This window comes from Plantactinospora mayteni, assembly GCF_016862935.1.
GTDB lineage: Bacteria > Actinomycetota > Actinomycetes > Mycobacteriales > Micromonosporaceae > Plantactinospora > Plantactinospora mayteni.
The window spans coordinates 98,843-115,997 of the sequence record NZ_BONX01000034.1 but is presented as its reverse complement, the minus strand read 5'-3'; the positions used below and the strand labels follow the sequence as shown (position 1 = coordinate 115,997).

Below are 17,155 nucleotides of genomic sequence, written 5' to 3'. Positions count from 1 at the left end.
GGGGGTCAGGTCCCGGTGGTCGGGGCGGGGCCGGTGGCCGGCTCCGCCCGGCGGTGCATGTGCAGCCGGATGGTGGTCGAGGTGCTGTCGGTGTGCACCTGGACCAGGTCGCAGAGGTAGTTGACCAGCAGCAGGCCGCGCCCGGTGTCGCTGACCGGTGACGGCGGGATCCGGCCGGCGAGCCGGTCGGTGAGCACGCTGGTGCCGGTGATCTCGCAGATCAGCCCGTCCGCGTCGAGCCAGACCCGGGCCACCGCCGGCCGTCCGGAGTGCACCACCGCGTTGGTGGCGATCTCGTTCGCCGCGACCCGCAGGTCTTCGACCTGGTCCCCGTCGAGCCCGGCCTCGCGGGCCAGCGCGGCGACCATGGCCCGCATCCCGGAGAGGCCGGGGGCCTCGAAGAACAACGTGGACGCCGACGACGGTGGGGTCGGGAAGGGCCGGTTGAACGAGTCGACCACGCTCTCCGGGCGGCCGTATCCGGCGCTGGCCTGCCGGTCTCCGTCGCGGATCAGGAACGGGTGGGTGCTGGCGGCGTCGGCGATGACGTCCACGTCCAGCCGCGCCGCGTCGTACGGGCAGAGCACGCTGACCGCCCGACCGGCGAGGGCGATGTTGATCAGGGCCTCGTGCTGTACGCACCGGGGGTAGGCGAGTACCGAGCGGCCGGGCCAGACCGGCTCGCCGACGACGCGTACCCGGGCCGGGGCGTGCTCCTCGACGAAGGCGTGCAGCACGCCCGGGATGATCCACCCCGGGTTGCGCCCCTCCCGGGCCATGTCGACGAAGCGCAGCTCGGTGCCGGCGCCGAGGGCCGTCCGCAGCAGGTCGAGCCGGATTCCCGGTACCGCGATCAGCACCGGCTCCCCGGCGACCAGACCCGCCTCCACGAAGGAGCGGATGCCGGTGACGTAGTCGTCGTCGGTCCGGTAGAAGAGGGCGTCGTGCCGCAGCGTGCCGGCCCCCGGCCGGGCGGCTGGTTCGGATGTCATCGCCCGCCGGTCGTACGCGACCCGTTCACTCCCCACCTCCGCCCAGCAGCGTACGCGGCACCCGCGACCTCCGGCCACGCAGAGTCAGCGGACCGGTTCACTGCGGTGTACCCGGGCCGTCGTCCGGTGGGACGGCCGGCGGGGATGGTCACCGGGGCGGCTCCGGGGCTCAAGCCGGTGACCTGCGGCAATGGCCGGCGACGGAAACCAGGGCTTCACACGGACGCAACATGGCCTTACCGTGGTCGATGTCTATGGGAGCGCTTCCAGCGATGCCCCTCGATCTCCCACCGTCCCGAAGGGAGTACCGCATGCACCTCAGACCAGCGCTCGCCGTGGCCGGTGCCGTCGCCGTCACGGCACTCGCCGCGACGACAGCGGTCGGTGTCGGCCTGTTGAACCCCACTCCGGCGAAGGCCGCCGACTCGGCGTTCTACGTCGACCCGGACACCAGCGCCGCACGCTGGGTCGCCGCCAACCCCAACGACTCCCGCGCCGCCGTCATCCGGGACCGGATCGCCAGCGTCCCGCAGGGCCGGTGGTTCACCCAGAACAACCCCGGCACCGTACGCGGCCAGGTCGACGCCTTCGTCGGCGCCGCCGCCTCGGCCGGGAAGATCCCGATCCTGGTGGTCTACAACATCCCCAACCGGGACTGTAGCGGCGCCAGCAGCGGCGGCCTGCCCAACCACACCGCCTACCGGCAGTGGATCGACCAGGTGGCCGGTGGCCTGAACGGGCGACCGGCGAGCATCATCCTCGAACCCGACGTACTCGCGCTGATGTCGGACTGCATGAACTCCTCCCAGCAGGCCGAGACCCAGGCGTCGATGGCGTACGCCGGCAAGGCGTTCAAGGCCGCCTCCAGCCAGGCCAGGGTCTACTTCGACGCGGCGCACTCGGCCTGGCTCGCCCCGGCGGCGATGGCCTCCCGGCTGGTCGCGGCGGACATCGCCAACAGCGCCGACGGGATCTCGGTCAACGTCTCCAACTACCGCACCACGACCGAGTCGGTCAACTACGCCAAGGCGGTGGTCGCGGCCACCGGGGCGCCGAACCTGAAGATCGTGGTGGACACCAGCCGGAACGGCAACGGCCCCGACGCCCGGGGCGAGTGGTGCGACCCGGCGGGCCGGGCGATCGGCACCGCGAGCACCACCGAGACGGGCGACCCGGCGGTCGACGCGCTGTTCTGGATCAAACTGCCGGGCGAGGCGGACGGTTGCATCGCCGGTGCCGGCCAGTTCGTCCCGCAGCGCGCGTACGACCTGGCGATCGCCGCCCCGAACCCGCCCACCCTGCCACCGACCACCCGGCCGCCGACGACGGCCCCGCCGACGACCCGGCCGCCGACCACCCCACCGACCACCCCACCGCCGGCCGGCACGAGCTGCCGGGTGACCTGGACCGCCAACTCCTGGACCGGCGGATTCACCGCCGAGATCCGGGTGACGAACAACGGTCCGGCGCTCAACGGCTGGACTCTGACCTTCACCGTCGGCTCCAACGTCCGGTACAGCAACGGCTGGAACGGCGTCTGGAGCCAGTCCGGTACCCAGATCAGCGTCGGCAACGTGGCCTGGAACGGGTCGCTGCCGACCGGCGGTACCACCAGCGTCGGCTTCCAGGGCACCTACAGCGGGACCCTGGGCACGCCGACCGGCTACACCCTGAACGGCAACGCCTGCACGAGCTGACCATCCCCTCCGGCCGGGTCGCCGACCCGCCACGCGCGGGCGGCGGCCCGGCCACCCCGGGCAGACCGCCCCTGACCCGGCCGGGCGGGCCGCAGCCGCCAGCGCCCCGGCCGTACGATCGGAATGGTGATGACGCGATGACGGTCGCCGGACAGCGGCAGCGACCGGTCGGCCAACTGCTGCGCGAGTGGCGCGAGCGGCGGCGGCTCAGCCAGCTCGAACTCGCGATCCAGGCGGACATCTCCACCCGGCACCTCAGTTTCGTGGAGACCGGCCGGGCGATGCCGAGCCGCGACATGGTGCTCCGGCTCGCCGAGCAGCTCGACGTACCGCTGCGGGAGCGCAACCACCTGCTGCTGGCCGCCGGGTACGCGCCGATCTACCCGCGTACCCCGTTGGACTCCCCGGCGCTGGCCGCCGTGCGGGCGGCGGTCCGCCAGGTGCTCACCGCCCACCAGCCCTTCCCGGCCATTGCCGTGGACCGGGGCTGGTGTCTGGTCGAGGCGAACGCCAGCATCGGGCTGTTCACCGCGGGCGCGGCAGCCCCGCTGCTCACCCCGCCGGTCAACGCGCTCCGGCTGGCCCTGCACCCGGCCGGGCTGGCACCCCGGATCGTCAACCTCGGCGAGTGGCGGGCGCACCTGCTCGGGCGGCTCCGCCGGCAGGTCGCGCAGAGCGGCGACGCCGAGCTGGCCGACCTCTACGACGAACTGCGGGCGTACCCCTGCGACCAGCCGGAGCCCGAGGTCGAGATCCCGGGGCCGGGTGAGGTGGTGGTGCCGCTGCGGATCCGGGACGGCGACCGGGAACTCGCCTTCTTCAGCACCGTCTTCACCTTCGGCACCCCGCTGGACGTCACCGTCGCGGAACTCGCCGTCGAGTCGTTCTTCCCGCTCGACGACCACACGGCGGCGGCGGTGCGCTCGACCGCCGAGCAGGAGGAGCGGCGGGTCGGCAGCGCGCCCGCACGCTGACCCGCCGGCTCTCCTCGGAACCGGACATCAGTGCCCGTCCGTTTACCGTCGGCCAGACCGGGTTACCGAGTGGGGCAGGCGGGGAATCGAGCCGTGACGAAGGAGGCTGATTCATGATGTCCAGGAACCCGACGGCGGCTTGGCGGTCCGGTATGCCTGGTATGCCGGGTATCGCCGGAGGCAACAACCTACCTGCCGGGCCGTCCGGCGAGCAGTTCAGGGCGCCGAGCAGCGACGGTGGTACGGCACCCGGGCAGCAGTCCACGGTGACCGTCGCCTCGTACCCGGACTACCCATCGGCGCAGTACACAGTGGACTTTCTTTCTGACAACCAGTTTCCGGTCGAACGCGCCGCCATCGTCGGCACCGACCTCACCCTGGTCGAAACGGTACTGGGCCGGATGACGACCGCCCGGGCCGCGTTGGCCGGTGCCGCCACCGGTGCCTGGTTCGGGCTCTTCATCGGCCTGCTCTTCGGCATCTTCACGGTCGGCAACTGGTGGGCCGTCATCCTGGTGGGACTCGCCATCGGTGCCGTCTGGGGCGCGATCTTCGGCGCCATCGCGCACGCCATGACCGGCGGCCGACGCGATTTCACCTCGGCGAGCAGCCTACGGGCCAACCAGTACGCGGTGACCGTCGACGCGACCTTCGCCGACCAGGCGCGGCAACTCATCGGCCGGATGAACTGGCAGGGCGGTCAGCGGCCGGCCGGCGCCACCGGCTGACGGGACCGCACAGTCGTTGTCCAGCCCTCTGCGGTACGGCTGCGTACCGGCCGGGTCGGCGAGTCAGTGGTAGACGCGCTCGCCGGCCCGGATCGGTGCCGCGATCCGGTTCTCCTCGGGCGCGAGCGGGCAGGCCCACCTGTCGTCGTACGCGCAGGAGGCGTTGTAGGCGTAGTTGAAGTCCAGCCGTAGCCGGCCACCGGGCAGCACCGTCAGCCCTCTGCCGTAGGTGCCCTTGACCGTGTCGGTGAGATAGCGCCCACCACCGTACGTCTCCCGGCCGGCGGTGCCGTCCCGGAACGGCAGGAAGAGCCCGCCGCCGTACGCCTCGATCCACCAGAGGGTCAGCGGACCCCACGGAGTCTCGGCGATGCCCGAACGGCGGTAGTGCACCACTCCGTCCGGCCCGCCGGTGTCGATGCTCAGCATGCCGCTGGCCGGACGTACCGGCACGTCGACCACGGCCGACGGCTCGGCCGGAAAGTAGCGCAGGCCGGTGAAGCGGGCCCGCTCGGTCAGCGGGATCGGTGACTGCGGATGCCCGGCGAAGAGGGCGTCCCGGGCCGCCCGGAATCCGGCCAGGTCGAGGTCGGACAGATAGAGCCGGGTCACCTGCTCACGCCAGTCCGCCAATTCCAGTTCCTCCACCCCACCCACCCTAGGTGTCGGTGGGTGGGCACCGCGACAACGTGTGCTCCAACTGCCCCTCTGGGGGTAGCAGAAGCACACGTACTGATGCGGCAGGAAACGGGTGGCCCGGTGGGGGGTGGGGGGACAGGATGGCGGGCATGTCTGATGATCTCTCGATGGTGCGCCTCGAACCGGTGACGGCCGACAACTGGCGGGACTGCGTCCGGCTCCAGGGTCGGCCGGACCAGGCCGACCTGGTGATGCCGGTGGTCTACAACCTGTGCCAGTGCGCGTACGGCGGTGTCTGGCAGCCGCTGGCGATCACCAGGTCGGGCCGGGTGGTCGGCTTCGTGATGTGGGGACGCGACGACGATCGGAGCATCTGGATCGGCGGCCTGCTGGTGGACGCCTCGGCGCAGCGCAGCGGCGTGGCCCGGAGCGCGGTACGCCAGCTACAGCGGCGGTTCGCCGCCGAGCCGGACTGCCCGAACGTGGCCCTCAGCTATCCACCCGGAAACACCGCCGCCCGCGACCTCTACGCCTCGCTCGGCTTCCGGGAGACCGGCGAGACCGAGGACGACGGCGCGGAGGTCGTCGCCCGGTGGACCCCGGAGGGGTGACCCCAGCAGCCCGATCACCCAGACCGTGAGCGCGAACGTCAACGATGTGTTGACACTGCGTCCGGTCGGTCGACATCATGCTCGGATGCGATCCGAGAACCGATCCGGCGACGAGTTGCCCGGCGAGACCTCGCCGCAGCCCTCGACCAGCGGACACCACCGGGCCGACCCGCCGACGACCTGGCCGTCGGACGAGGCCGGGCGACGGCTCGCCGCACACGCGGCCGTACTGGCAGCCGCCTCCGCCGCCCGGCTGGACCGGCTCACCCAGCCCTCCGGGACCGATCCCGGGCAGCCCGAGCCGCTGGCCGCGTTACGGCTGCTCGGCGGGTTGCGGGCCGGGCTGGACGAGGCGGAGCGCCAGCTCGTGGAGGCGGCCCGGGAGCGGCGGGCGAGTTGGGCGCAGATCGCCACCGCGCTGGGACTGGCCAGCCGGCAGGCGGCCGAACAGCGCTGGGTACGGCTCTCGGGTGCGGCGAGCCGCGACCCGGCCCGGGTACGCAGCGATCGTAAGCGTCAACAGTTTGTTGACAATGCCTATGGAGTGGCGATCACCCGACTTCGGGCGGCGGTGGTCGCCGTACACCGGCAACTGGGTGCGGAACCGGACCGGGACGACTGGCATCCTCGGGCGCGACTCGCGCGTACCACCCTCGGGCTGGCCGGCTCGGCCGATCCCGGCGCCCTGTACGCACTGGCCATCCAGGCCGTCGACGACCTCGACGAGGTCCCGGCCGAGCAGTTCCGCGGGGCGCTGCCGGACGCACTGGACCGGCTCCGCCGGGCCCTCGACCAAGCCGCCCCCACAACCGCCCAGCCGGCCAAGCACAGGAACGCCGGCCACGAGTTGAGTCAGCCCGACTGAAGTTCTGGTTGACATGCGATGACGGGGCAACCGAGGATGTGAGTCCTATCGACTCAACCCCTCGGAGGTCGGAACGTGCGTCCGGAACGATGGCGCGGCGCGGAGAAGCGCAACACCCTGCTCTTCGTCGGGATCTCGCTGATCTCCGGATTCGGCGGTACCGCGCTGAACGTGGCCGCCGGGGTGTGGGTACTCGACCTCTCCGGCTCCAGCAGCCTGGCCGCGCTCACCGGCCTCTGCCTCTTCGCCCCGACACTGCTCGGCCCGGCCCTCGGCGCGCTCGTGGACCGGCTGCCCCGCAGGCGGCTGATCGTCTGGACCCACCTGCTCACCGCCGTGGCCGTACTGTCGCTGCTGGCTGTGCGTACCGACGCCCAGGTCTGGCTCGTCTACGCCGTGATGGTCGGTTACGGCACCAGCCTCGTCCTGGTCGACGCCGCCGAGAACGCCCTGCTGCCCGCCGCCCTCCCCGCCGCCGCGCTGGGCGGGGTCAACGGGTTGCGGACGAGCGCACAGGAAGGCGTGAAGCTGGTCGCCCCACTGGTCGGGGCGGGACTCTTCGCCTGGCAGGGCGGATATCCGGTGGCCGCGCTCACCGCCGCCGCACTGGCCCTGGCCGCCGGTCTCTACACCCTGCTCCGGATCCGACCACAACCGGATCGGCCGGCGGGACGATCACCGGTTGCCCGGCGTCAAGCCGAACGCCGTCCGCAGCACCCGCCGGCACCGGACCGGTCCGAAGGCAACCGGCACACCTCGGCCGACCACGGCCGGGCCTCGGCCGGTGCCGGCTGCCCGACGGCCGGGCCCTCGGAAACGGAGCCGATCGAGCGCGCCGGACGGAAGTGGGGCGGGCGCCTGCGCATCCCGGCCGGTTTCGCCTTCCTGTGGCGGCATCCCGAACTGCGCACGTCCGTCCTGATCGGATCGGTCACCATCGCGATGTCCGGACTGACCACCGCCGCCGTCTACGCCGTCATCACCGAGGACCTGCACCAGCCCGCCGAGTTCATCGGGGTGCTCTCCTCGGGGCAGGGCGCCGGATCGCTGCTCGGCGGCCTGATCGTCGGCCGGCTGCTGCGTACCCGGGGAAGCCTCGTGGTCGGCGCGCTCGGCGCCGCCCTCTTCGCGCTCGGCACGCTCGGCCGGGTTGTGCCATGGTCTCCGGCGGCGGTGGCATGCTCGGTGGTGGTCGGGGTCGGCCTGCCCTGGACCCTGGTGGCCGCCGTGACGGCGGTGCAGTCCCGGACTCCCGAGGCGCTGCTCGGGCGGGTGTCGGGCAGCGCCAACACCCTGCTCTTCGCCCCGGTGGCGATCGCCACTCCGGTGGGTGCGGCCCTGGTCCTGCCGGAGCACCGGCTGCCACTGGTCGTCGCCGCCGTACTCTGCCTCGGCGTCGGGCTGGTCGCGCTCCGGTCGGCCCGAGCCGCCGGTCAGCAAACCGGTCAGCGAACTGGGCTCGGTGGAGTCGAAGCGGGCTCCGGCTCCGGTGCCTCACAAAGCCTGGACCCGCCGCCGGACGACCCGGGCCCGGTCGGGCGCACCCGGCCGGACGCCGGGGCCGGCACCGCCCCGGAGCGGGACGTGGCGACCCGCTCCTGACCGAACGCGACGTAAGCGGCCCCCGGTCGTGACCCGGACGGGACATCGCGGCACGCTCCTGACCGAACTGGGCGTGGGCGGCCCCCGGTCGTGATCGGACGGGACGTCGCGGCCCGCTCGTGAACGGGCGCGTGTCGGACCGCTCATGACCGGACGGGACGAGGCGGACCGCTCGCGGACGGGCAGTGGCGGACCCGCCAGCCGGGCTGGCCGGCGGGTCCCGTCAGCGAACCCTTCCCAACCTCCCCCTGCGGTCGGTGGTCGCCGCAGGTGGCAGACGGGGCGCACGCGCCGCGCTGCTGAGGTCCGGAAAGGTTCGGTGGGAGATCGGACACCATCACGTGGAGACGGCGAAGATGCCGGCCACGCCGAGCAGGACCATCACCAACACCGCGACGAGGGCACCACGCTCGCTCTCCACCGCCGCCCGGTCCGGTCGATCCCGCTCAACGTCCATGATCTCGCTGGACATGCTGTCCTCCCCTGGTCGTCACCTGCTCTGGACGGGCAGGACGACCACCGCCGTACCGGCTCCGACGACCTGCCGCCGACTGACCGGTTTCCCGGCGCCTCCCGCTGGTACGGCCGCCGGTCGTCCCCACCTGGGCACCCCGCCTGGGCGCCCGGGCTGCCCGGAGGCCGTGTGGAAGCACAGCCCGCACCGTCGCGCGCGATCGGGGGCAACCCGACATCGGAGTTGCCACTCTGGCCGATCGGAAACCCGGCAGCGCGGCCCGATTCCGAGGTAGCCTGCCCCACCCCGACCACCGGTGCCGGTGGGACGGCCGTGCCAAAACCGGACTACCGGGAGGGAGACGGACCGGACTACTGGGGGAGGGAGACGGGCCGGAGGGGAGGCCCGACCGGGCGAGCGGCGTGCGAGGTTTCTAACGCTGGATCCAGCCGGACGGCACCAGGATCGGCTGGTCGGGGTCGCCGGCCGGTACCAGCCGGGCCGTCCAGTCGGAGATCAGCGGCTCGCCCCGGGCCACCCAGCGGTCCCGCAGGGCGAGTACGTCGGCGGCGTACCGGGCGGCGGACGGGCCGGCCGCCTGTACCGAGCCGTCGGCGAGCAGACCCGCCCCGCCGCCGTGCAGCTCGTCCAGCAGGGTGCAGCCACCGGGGCCGCCCCAGCCGCCGGCCGGTCCCGCCGCGAAGGTGGTCCGCCGGTCCCAGGCTCCGACCGCGAACCACAGGTCGTGGTAGCGGAAGACGTCCAGCGGTGGATGCCAGCGGTGCGGATGCCGTACGGTCGGCGGCGGCAGCGCACCGGTCCGGCGGGGCGCCGGATGGGCTCCCGGATAACGGGCCGCCAACGGCCCGGCCGCGGACATGAACCCGGCGCGCAGCTCGCCGCGCGCCTCGGCCATCCCCGGCCCGCCCGGCCGGATCCGCAGCACCGGGTGGTTCCCGGCGTGTTCGACCGGGGCGAGCAGGTAACCGTCCGGTGTGAGCTGGTCCAGCCAGCGCGGCGACACCCCGGTCACCCCGACCGTGACCACCACTCGGTCGTACCCGGCGTCCGCCGGCACGCCGAGGTAGCCGTCGCCGAGGCGTACGTCGACGGCGCCGGCCAGCCCGACTCGGCGCAGCGCGACCTCGGCCCGCTCGACCACGTCCGGCGCGATGTCCATCGTGGTCACCCGGGCACCCATGGTCGCCATCAGGGCCGCGTTGTAGCCGGTGCCGACGCCGATCTCCAGTACCCGGCTGCCGGGGCGCAGCTCCAGTGACTCGATCATGGCTGCCATCAGCGACGGCTGGCTCGACGAGCTGACCGGTACCCCGTCGGCGACCTTGGTCACCAGCGGATGGTTCCGGTAGACGAGGGAGAGGAAGTCGGGATCGTCCGGCCCGATCCAGCGCCCGTCGCCGCCGTCGAAACCGCTCGCCACGAACTCCTCCCGGGGCACCATGCCGAACGCCCGGACCAGGTCGTCACCGCCGAGCAGGCCGTCCCGGCGCAGTTCCTCGACGTACCGGGAGCGCAGCTCGTCCGCCGACGTCACGACCGACCCGCCACGACGGCTGCCGCCGGTCCGGACGGACTCAGTACCGGACCCAGCCCTCGCTGCCCGGCAGCGCGAACGACGAGCGTGGCGAGTAGAAGCCCCACAGCAACTCCAACGGGTTGGCCGGCCGGAGCGCGAAGACGGGATGATCCGGCGCGAGGAACTCCACCGACTCGATCTCGAAGGGTGTGACCGGCTCGAAGACATACGGGCAGGTGGCGCCGGTGAGCTGGCTGCCGAGCCGGCTGAGGTAGCGGACGTGTCCCCGGTAGACCCGGGTGACGTTGCGGCCGATCCGGGCGGTGGTGCGGATCAGCCCCACACCGTCGGCCTCGGTCACCGCCACCAGCGCCTGTCCGGTGATCTCGATCGTGGTCCGGCCGGTGCCGGCCGGCACGCCACGTACCGCCGCCTGGGCCCGGGTGAGCGGGCTCGAACTCAGGTGCTGGGCGTACCAGCGGGCCCGGCCCGAGTCGGCCAGGTCGAGATCGGGGCCGAGTCCGGTCGCCGAGTAGCTGTCCAGCCCGGAGGTCTGGGCCGCATCGTCCACCACGTACTGCTGGAGGAAGACCTGCCGGTTCGCCGGCAGTCGCAGGCCCGGCGGCACCATCGCCGCCACCGCCTCCGGATCCGCCGGCACCCAACCGAAGTGCAGCATCCGGCAGTGCACGACGAGTAACGGCGGAACAGGCTCGCTCAACAGGACTCCTGTCGCGTCGGCGGGATAGCCGCGACGCTACGACCGGCCCCGGGTGCAGACAAGCGCAGGCAAGACGGATAGTCGACAGTCACCTCCGCCGGCTCAGTCCGTTCGGGCCGCCCGGTCCAGGGCCGTAGTGCGCGCGGGCGCCGGCCACCACGTCGGCGACCTCCTGCCACCAGGGCGCCGGGACGTCGTATCCGGGCAGCACGCCGAGCGGCCGGCCGTCGCCGTCGAGCAGGTGCAGCAGCACGGTCCGGGTCACGGCCACCAGGCTCTCGCCGGCCGGGTCCCGGCCGAGCCCACTTGGCGGGCGTGTGCCGGGGGCAACGACTCCGACCAGCGCCGGCGCAGCCGGTCGAGGTCGACCGGGGCGATCCGGCCGGGCAGCCGCAGCCGGGCCATCCCGCCGTCCGGAAAGACGTCGAGCCGGACCTCGGTGGCGGTCGGGGCCGCGTCGACCGGGAACCGGTGCCGGGTGTCCGGCTGCAACCGGGTACGCGGAAGGATCTCGAACCAGGCCGCCTCGTCCGCCGGGTCGGCGACCCGGGTGTCGATCCCGCGCAGCGTCGCCGCCGCCGGTGCGTTGCCCTTGAAGTGGCTGGTGTCCAGCTCGACCTGCCGGATCTGGCCGGGTGCGGCGAGCCGGACCCGTACCCAGTCGTTGCCGTCGTCGCGTCGGCGGGCGGTCTCCCAGCCCTCGCCCATGGTCCGGGCCAGGCCGGGCGCGATCAACTGCCGTGGCGCACCGTAGAACATGTCGCTGCACCCGACCACCAGGCCGCCGTGCTCCAGCGCCGCGAGGTCGAGCTGCCCGTCGGGAAAGAGCGCCGGATCGGGTACGACCACACCGTGCACGCGCAGCCGGGCCACCCCGCCGTCGGGGTAGATCCGCAGCCGTACGTGCGTGTAGCGGTGTGGGTCGCCCACCTCGAACAGGTTACGACCGTCCCCGCGCAACGCCGCCCGGGGCACCAGGCTGACCCAGTCGGCGTCGACCAGCTCGGCCGGATCGGGATAGCCGGCCAGCCCACACGCCTCCACCGAGGCGTACGGCGGATAGTTGCCGACGAAGTGCGCGGTGTCCACCACCACGCCGCTGACGATGCCGGGGGCGCCGAGCCGGAGGATCGCCCAGTCGTGCCCGGGCTCACGGCGGCGGCGGGTCTCCCAGCCGTCGTACACCTGGCCCTTGGCCCCGAAGGTGCCGGCGGCGAAGCCCGGCGGCTCGTCGGTGACCAGGTTGTCCCGGGCGGCGAAGAACTCGTCGTTGGCCGCCACCACCCCGCCGCCGAGCGACCGCGCCGCCAGGTCCGGCAGCTCGGTGAAGCCACTCATCCCCGCCCCTCCCCGGCCGGCTGCCCCAGCGGCAGGCTCCGGTCGCCCGTGGAGCCGTCGACGTCCACTCTGGACAGCAGACGGCCCCGGGGCGGGTCGGTCGGCGCGACCGGCTCGCCACGCAGCCAGGTGCCCCGGACCACGCCGGTCAGCCGGCGCCCGGCGTACGGAGTGACCGGGTGCCGGTGCAGCAGCCGGGCCGGCTCGACGATCCACTCCGCGTCCGGGTCCAGCGCCACCAGGTCGGCGTCGGCGCCGACCCGAAGCATCCCCTTGCCGCGCAGGCCGGCGATCTCGGCCGGCCGCCGGGCCATCCAGCGCACCAGGTCGGCGAGGCCGTGGCCGCGCCGCCGCGCCTCGGTCCAGACCGCCGGCAGGCCGAGCTGCACCGAGGCGATCCCGCCCCAGGCGGCGCCGAAGTCGCCACTGTCGCGCCGCTTCAGCGCGGGCGGGCACGGCGAGTGGTCCGAGACCACGCAGTCGATGGTCCCGTCGGCCAGGCCGGCCCAGAGCGCCGCACGGTTCGCCGCGTCCCGGATCGGCGGGCAGCACTTGAACTCGGTCGCCCCGTCCGGGATCTCGGCGGCGTCCAGGGTCAGGTAGTGCGGGCAGGTCTCCACGGTCACCCGTACCCCGTCGGAGCGGGCGGCGGCGATTGCCGGCAGAGCGTCGGCTGCGGACAGGTGCAGGATGTGCACCCGCCGGCCGGTACGCCGGGCCGCGTCCAACACCATCTCGACCGCGCGCCGCTCGGCGACCGGCGGCCGGGAGCCGAGGAAGTCGGCGTACCGGGCGGAGGCCGGGGCGACCTCGATCCGGGCCGGATCCTCGGCGTGCACCACGAAGAGCGCGTCGACCGTGGCCAGCGCCCCGGCCAGCCCGGCCGGATCCAGCGGCGGGAACTCCGGTACCCCCGAGTCGACCAGGAACGCCTTGAACCCGAACACCCCTTCGGCGTACAGGGCGGGCAGCTCGGCCAGGTGCTCCGGGACGGCACCGCCCCAGAACCCGACGTCGACGTGGCACCGGCCCCGGGCCGCGTCCTGCTTGCGGCGCAACGCCGGCACGGTGACGGTCGGCGGCACCGAGTTGAGCGGCATGTCGACGATCGTGGTTACCCCGCCGGCCAGCGCGGCCCGGGTGGCCGAGGCGAAGCCCTCCCACTCCGTCCGGCCCGGCTCGTTGACGTGCACGTGCGTGTCCACCAGCCCCGGCAGCAGGGCCAGCTCGCCGAGGTCGGTACCGGGCACCTCGTCGTACCCGGCCAGCTTCGCGATCCGGCCGTCCCGTACGCAGACCGCCGCCGGCCGCTCGCCGTCGGGCAGTACCACCCGCCGGGATCGCAGCACCAGGTCGTACCCGCTCATTGCCTTCCTCCCCCGCATTCCGACCGACAGCAGTCACACCGCCGAGAGTGTGGCCCGGTCGAAGCCGGTCTCGGCCTCGGTCAGCGCGCCGCAGTCCAGCCCGCGCAACAGGAACCCGGCCAGCGCCCGGGCCGTCGCCGGCTCGTCCAGGATCCCGCTCGACCGCCGCCCGAGGTACGCCCGCAGCCGCGCCACCGCCGCCGCCCGCCCGTCCCGGAAGAACGCGTACGTGCCGGCGAACCGGGTCGGCAACTGGGCCGGATGCAGGTCCCAGCCCTGGTAGTAGCCGCGTTCCAGCCCGCGCCGGACCAGCCCGGCGTGCTCCGCCCAGCCGGCCTGCACGGCAGCCGTCTCCCCCACCGGCAACAGGTTGGTCGAGCCGTCGGAGAGCCGTACCCCGGTCTCGGCGGCGGCCACCTGCATCACCGCCTTGGCGAAGTCGGCCACCGGGTGCGCTGAACTCTGCTGCGCGGCGGCGATCCCGCAGGCGGCGCTGTAGTCGTAGGTGCCGTAGTGCAGCCCGCTGCACCGGCCGGCGGCTGCCTCGATCAACCGGCCCGGGGTCGCCAGCCCGTCCGGCCCGAGGATCGCCGCCGGCGTCTCGATCTGCACCTCGAAGCGCAGCCACCCGACCGGCAGCCGGTACGCCGCCTCCAGCCGCTCGCAGAGCAGCACCATCGCCTCTACCTGGGCCGGCACGCTCACCTTCGGCAGCGTCACCACCAACCGGCCGGCCGGCGGCAGCTCACCGGCACCGTGCAGCGCGTCGAGGAAGAGATCGAGGGTACGCACCGCCCGGCGCCGCAGCACCCCGGTCAGGCTCTTGATCCGCAGCCCCGCGAACGGCACCCCGAGCCCAGCGCCGAGCAGCCGCCCCGCAGCCCGTGCCGCCGCGTCCTCGGCCTCGTCGTCCCGTACCCCGTAGCCGTCCTCGAAGTCGATCCGCAGGTCCTCGATCGGCTCCCGGCGCAGCTTCCCGACCACCCGCTCGTGCAACTCCGCCGGGTACGGCAGCGGCGGATGCTCGTGCAACGCCGCCAGCGCCGCCGCACCCCACCGCGCCACCAGCCCCGGACCGCAACGGTCGGCCGGCACGTAGACGGTGTGCACCGGCTGCCGCCCCACCGGCTGCCCCGGATAGCGCCGCCGCAGCTCGGCGTCGACCGGCTCCAGCCGCTCGTCCAGCTCGGCGAGGACGTCCGGGGAGAGCCGGCCCATCAGCCGGTCCCGGTCAGGTGCTCGGGCCGGACCGGTACCCGGGCCAGTGGCAGCCCGGTCGCCGCCCGGATCGCCGCCACGATCGCCGGAGTGGCCGAGATGGTCGGCGGCTCCCCCACCCCCCGCAACCCGTACGGCGCGTGCGGGTCCGCCAACTCCAGCACGTCGACCGCCATCGGCGGCACGTCCAGGATCGTCGGGATCAGATAGTCGGTGAAGGACGGGTTCCGGATCACCCCGTCGACCACCTGGAGTTCCTCCATCAGCGCCAGCCCGAGCCCCTGGGCCGTACCGCCCTGGATCTGCCCGAGCACCGCCTGCGGGTTGATCGCCCGGCCCACGTCCTGGGCGGTGGCGATCTCCACCACCCGGACCAGCCCGAGTTCGGGGTCCACGTCCACGGTGGCCCGGTGCGCCGCGAAGGCGTACTGCACGTGCGCGTCGCCCTGCCCGGTCACCGGGTCCAGCGGCCGGGTCGGCCGGTGCCGCCAGCGGACGGACCTCTCGACCGGGCCGGCGGCGAGCAGGTCGACCAGCGTGCCGAGCGTGCGCCCGGCAGCGTCCCGGATCACGCCACCGGCCAGCTCCAGCCCACCCCCGGCGACCCGCCCGCCCCCGTCGCCAACCGTGCCACCGTCGCCAACAACGCCACCGTCGCCAACAGCGCCACCGTCGTCGGCAACGCCACCGTCGTCAGCACCGGCACCGGACCCGCCGGCCAGCCGCGCCAGCAGCGCCGCCCGGACCGCCCGGCAGGCCGCCCGGACCGCGCCCCCGGTCATGTACGTCTGCCGCGACGCCGACGACGACCCCGCACTCCCCACACTCGTGTCGGCGGTCGCCACCACCACCCGCTCGACACCCAGCTCGGTCCGGGCGATCTGCGCCTGCACCGTCACCAGCCCCTGCCCCACCTCCGCCGCTGCGGTGTGCACCAGCGCGGTCGGCTCGCCGCCGATCAGCTCCAGCCGGACCCGCGCCGTCGCGTGGTCGTCGAACCCCTCCGAGAAGCAGACGTTCTTGATCCCGATCGCGTACCCGACCCCCCGGACCACCTGCTCCGGCGCGGTCGTGTTCGCCACCCCGCCCGGCAACTGCCGTGGATCGTCACCGACCGGTGGCGGTGCCGGCCGGTCCCGGACCAGCTCCAGCAACCGGGCCACCGGCGCCGGCCCCTCCACCACCTGCCCGGTCGGCATCGAGCCACCCTCGGCCAGCGCGTTGCGCACCCGCACCTCGACCGGATCCAACCCGACCGCCTCGGCCAGCCGGTCCATCTGCGACTCGTACCCGAAGCACGCCTGCACCGCCCCGAACCCGCGCATCGCCCCGCACGGCGGGTTGTTGGTGTGCACCCCGTACGCGTCCACCGTCACGTTCGGCACCCGGTACGGCCCCACCCCGAGGCTGGCCGCGTTCGCCACCACCGCCGGCGTCGTCGACGTGTACGCCCCACCGTCCAACAGGATCCGGGCCCGTACGTAGACCAACTCACCGTCCCGGGTCGCGCCGTGCTCGTAGCGCAGGATCGCCGGGTGCCGGTGTACGTGCCCGACGAACGACTCCTCCCGGCCGTAGACCATCTTCACCGGCCGCCCGGTACGCAGCGCCAGCAGGCTGGCGTGCACCTGCATCGACAGGTCCTCCCGGGCACCGAACGCCCCGCCCACCCCGGCCAGACTCAGCCGGACCAACTCGACCGGCAACCCGAGGGCGGCGGCCACCTGCCGCTGGTCGGCGTGCAGCCACTGGGTGGCGACGTACAGCTCGACCCCGCCGTCCGGCGCCGGCACCGCCAGCCCCGATTCCGGCCCGAGGAACGCCTGGTCCTGCATCCCCACCCGGTATTCCCCGGTCACCACCACCTCGGCGACCGCCGCCGGATCACCCTTCCGGATCGGCACGTGCCGCACCAGCCGCCCACCGGCCAGCGCCACCTCCGGATCGGTCACCGGCTCCCGCACCCCGTAGTCGACCACGATCCGCTCCGCCGCCCGCCGAGCCGTCTCCGGATGGTCGGCGGCCACGATCGCCACCGGCTCCCCCCGGTAACACACCTCGTCCACGGCCAGCACCGGCTGGTCCGCCACCTCCAACCCGTAGTGCCGATCGCCAGGCACGTCATCGGCGGTCAGCACCGCGTACACCCCCGGCACCGCCAACGCGGCGCCGACGTCGATCCCGCGGATCGTCGCCGACGGATGCGGGCTGCGCAGCGTCGCACCCCACAGCATGTCGTCGGCCCACAGATCCGACGAGAACGCGAACTCCCCCCGCACCTTCAACGCCCCGTCCGGCCGTACCGGACTCGCCCCGATCCCCCCGACCCCACCCCCCACGCACCGCACCCCGCCCGACGACCCACACCCAGGAGCCACCGCACCCCCCACCGCGCCCACCGACCACGCCGAA

16 protein-coding genes are annotated in these 17,155 nt (G+C 73.7%); 6 read left to right on the top strand and 10 right to left on the bottom strand.

Annotation, left to right across the window (positions count from 1 at the left end; translation table 11 throughout):
• Positions 1–5 precede the first annotated feature (5 nt).
• Positions 6–992, bottom strand: coding sequence for an anti-sigma factor RsbA family regulatory protein (locus Pma05_RS24490; RefSeq protein WP_203859802.1), 987 nt, complete (start codon positions 990–992; stop codon positions 6–8).
• A 311-nt stretch (positions 993–1,303) separates the two neighbouring features.
• Between Pma05_RS24490 and Pma05_RS24485 the strand changes: the two genes are divergently transcribed.
• From Pma05_RS24485 to Pma05_RS24475, 3 genes are all read left to right on the top strand, one after another.
• Positions 1,304–2,689 carry a glycoside hydrolase family 6 protein gene (locus Pma05_RS24485; protein WP_203859801.1) on the top strand — a complete coding sequence of 462 codons (1,386 nt, stop codon included), beginning with the start codon at positions 1,304–1,306 and terminating at the stop codon, positions 2,687–2,689.
• Positions 2,690–2,826: 137 nt separating this feature from the next.
• Positions 2,827–3,663 carry a helix-turn-helix domain-containing protein gene (locus Pma05_RS24480; RefSeq protein ID WP_203859800.1) on the top strand — a complete coding sequence of 279 codons (837 nt, stop codon included), beginning with the start codon at positions 2,827–2,829 and terminating at the stop codon, positions 3,661–3,663.
• Between the two features lie 113 nt (positions 3,664–3,776).
• Positions 3,777–4,391: a YflT domain-containing protein gene (locus Pma05_RS24475; protein WP_372441548.1), complete on the top strand. Its 615-nt coding sequence runs from the start codon at positions 3,777–3,779 to the stop codon at positions 4,389–4,391.
• Between the two features lie 63 nt (positions 4,392–4,454).
• On the opposite strand, the gene Pma05_RS24470 is transcribed toward Pma05_RS24475, so the two are convergent.
• Positions 4,455–5,039 carry a DUF1684 domain-containing protein gene (locus Pma05_RS24470; RefSeq protein WP_203859799.1) on the bottom strand — a complete coding sequence of 195 codons (585 nt, stop codon included), beginning with the start codon at positions 5,037–5,039 and terminating at the stop codon, positions 4,455–4,457.
• Positions 5,040–5,179: 140 nt separating this feature from the next.
• Here Pma05_RS24470 and Pma05_RS24465 point away from each other — a divergent pair, with 140 nt between their 5' ends.
• The 3 genes from Pma05_RS24465 (at position 5,180) to Pma05_RS42740 (ending at position 8,108) form a co-directional block, all read left to right on the top strand.
• Positions 5,180–5,641 (top strand): GNAT family N-acetyltransferase, encoded by a 462-nt coding sequence (locus Pma05_RS24465; protein ID WP_203859798.1) that lies wholly within the window; start codon positions 5,180–5,182, stop codon positions 5,639–5,641.
• Between the two features lie 85 nt (positions 5,642–5,726).
• On the top strand, positions 5,727–6,506 hold the full coding sequence (locus Pma05_RS24460; RefSeq protein WP_203859797.1) for a hypothetical protein: 780 nt from the start codon (positions 5,727–5,729) through the stop codon (positions 6,504–6,506).
• A gap of 75 nt (positions 6,507–6,581) precedes the next feature.
• Positions 6,582–8,108 (top strand): MFS transporter, encoded by a 1,527-nt coding sequence (locus tag Pma05_RS42740; protein WP_239313007.1) that lies wholly within the window; start codon positions 6,582–6,584, stop codon positions 8,106–8,108.
• Positions 8,109–8,445: 337 nt separating this feature from the next.
• On the opposite strand, the gene Pma05_RS43540 is transcribed toward Pma05_RS42740, so the two are convergent.
• The 8 genes from Pma05_RS43540 to Pma05_RS24420 all read right to left on the bottom strand — a co-directional run bounded on the left by Pma05_RS43540 (position 8,446) and on the right by Pma05_RS24420 (position 17,082).
• Positions 8,446–8,580, bottom strand: a complete 135-nt coding sequence (locus Pma05_RS43540; RefSeq protein ID WP_275414743.1) for a hypothetical protein — start codon at positions 8,578–8,580, stop codon at positions 8,446–8,448.
• 415 nt (positions 8,581–8,995) lie between these two features.
• The gene (locus Pma05_RS24445; protein WP_239313005.1) at positions 8,996–10,117 is read right to left on the bottom strand and encodes a protein-L-isoaspartate O-methyltransferase family protein; all 1,122 of its coding nucleotides are present in this window, start codon (positions 10,115–10,117) and stop codon (positions 8,996–8,998) included.
• A 40-nt stretch (positions 10,118–10,157) separates the two neighbouring features.
• A complete protein-coding gene (locus tag Pma05_RS42735) occupies positions 10,158–10,820 on the bottom strand; it encodes a hypothetical protein (protein WP_239313003.1) in 663 nt (220 codons plus the stop codon).
• Positions 10,821–10,908: 88 nt separating this feature from the next.
• Positions 10,909–11,085: a hypothetical protein gene (locus Pma05_RS24440; RefSeq protein ID WP_203859795.1), complete on the bottom strand. Its 177-nt coding sequence runs from the start codon at positions 11,083–11,085 to the stop codon at positions 10,909–10,911.
• Positions 11,082–12,158 (bottom strand): allantoicase, encoded by a 1,077-nt coding sequence (gene alc, locus Pma05_RS24435; RefSeq protein WP_203859794.1) that lies wholly within the window; start codon positions 12,156–12,158, stop codon positions 11,082–11,084. The genes Pma05_RS24440 and alc overlap by 4 nt, the downstream gene beginning before the upstream one ends.
• Positions 12,155–13,525: an allantoinase AllB gene (allB, locus tag Pma05_RS24430; protein ID WP_203859793.1), complete on the bottom strand. Its 1,371-nt coding sequence runs from the start codon at positions 13,523–13,525 to the stop codon at positions 12,155–12,157. Before allB ends, alc begins: the two co-directional genes overlap by 4 nt.
• A 33-nt stretch (positions 13,526–13,558) precedes the next feature.
• Positions 13,559–14,743, bottom strand: coding sequence for a DUF6986 family protein (locus tag Pma05_RS24425; protein ID WP_203859792.1), 1,185 nt, complete (start codon positions 14,741–14,743; stop codon positions 13,559–13,561).
• Entirely contained in the window at positions 14,743–17,082 is a 2,340-nt protein-coding gene (locus tag Pma05_RS24420; RefSeq protein ID WP_203859791.1) for a molybdopterin cofactor-binding domain-containing protein, read from the bottom strand. The genes Pma05_RS24425 and Pma05_RS24420 overlap by 1 nt, the downstream gene beginning before the upstream one ends.
• Between the last annotated feature and the right edge of the window lie 73 nt (positions 17,083–17,155).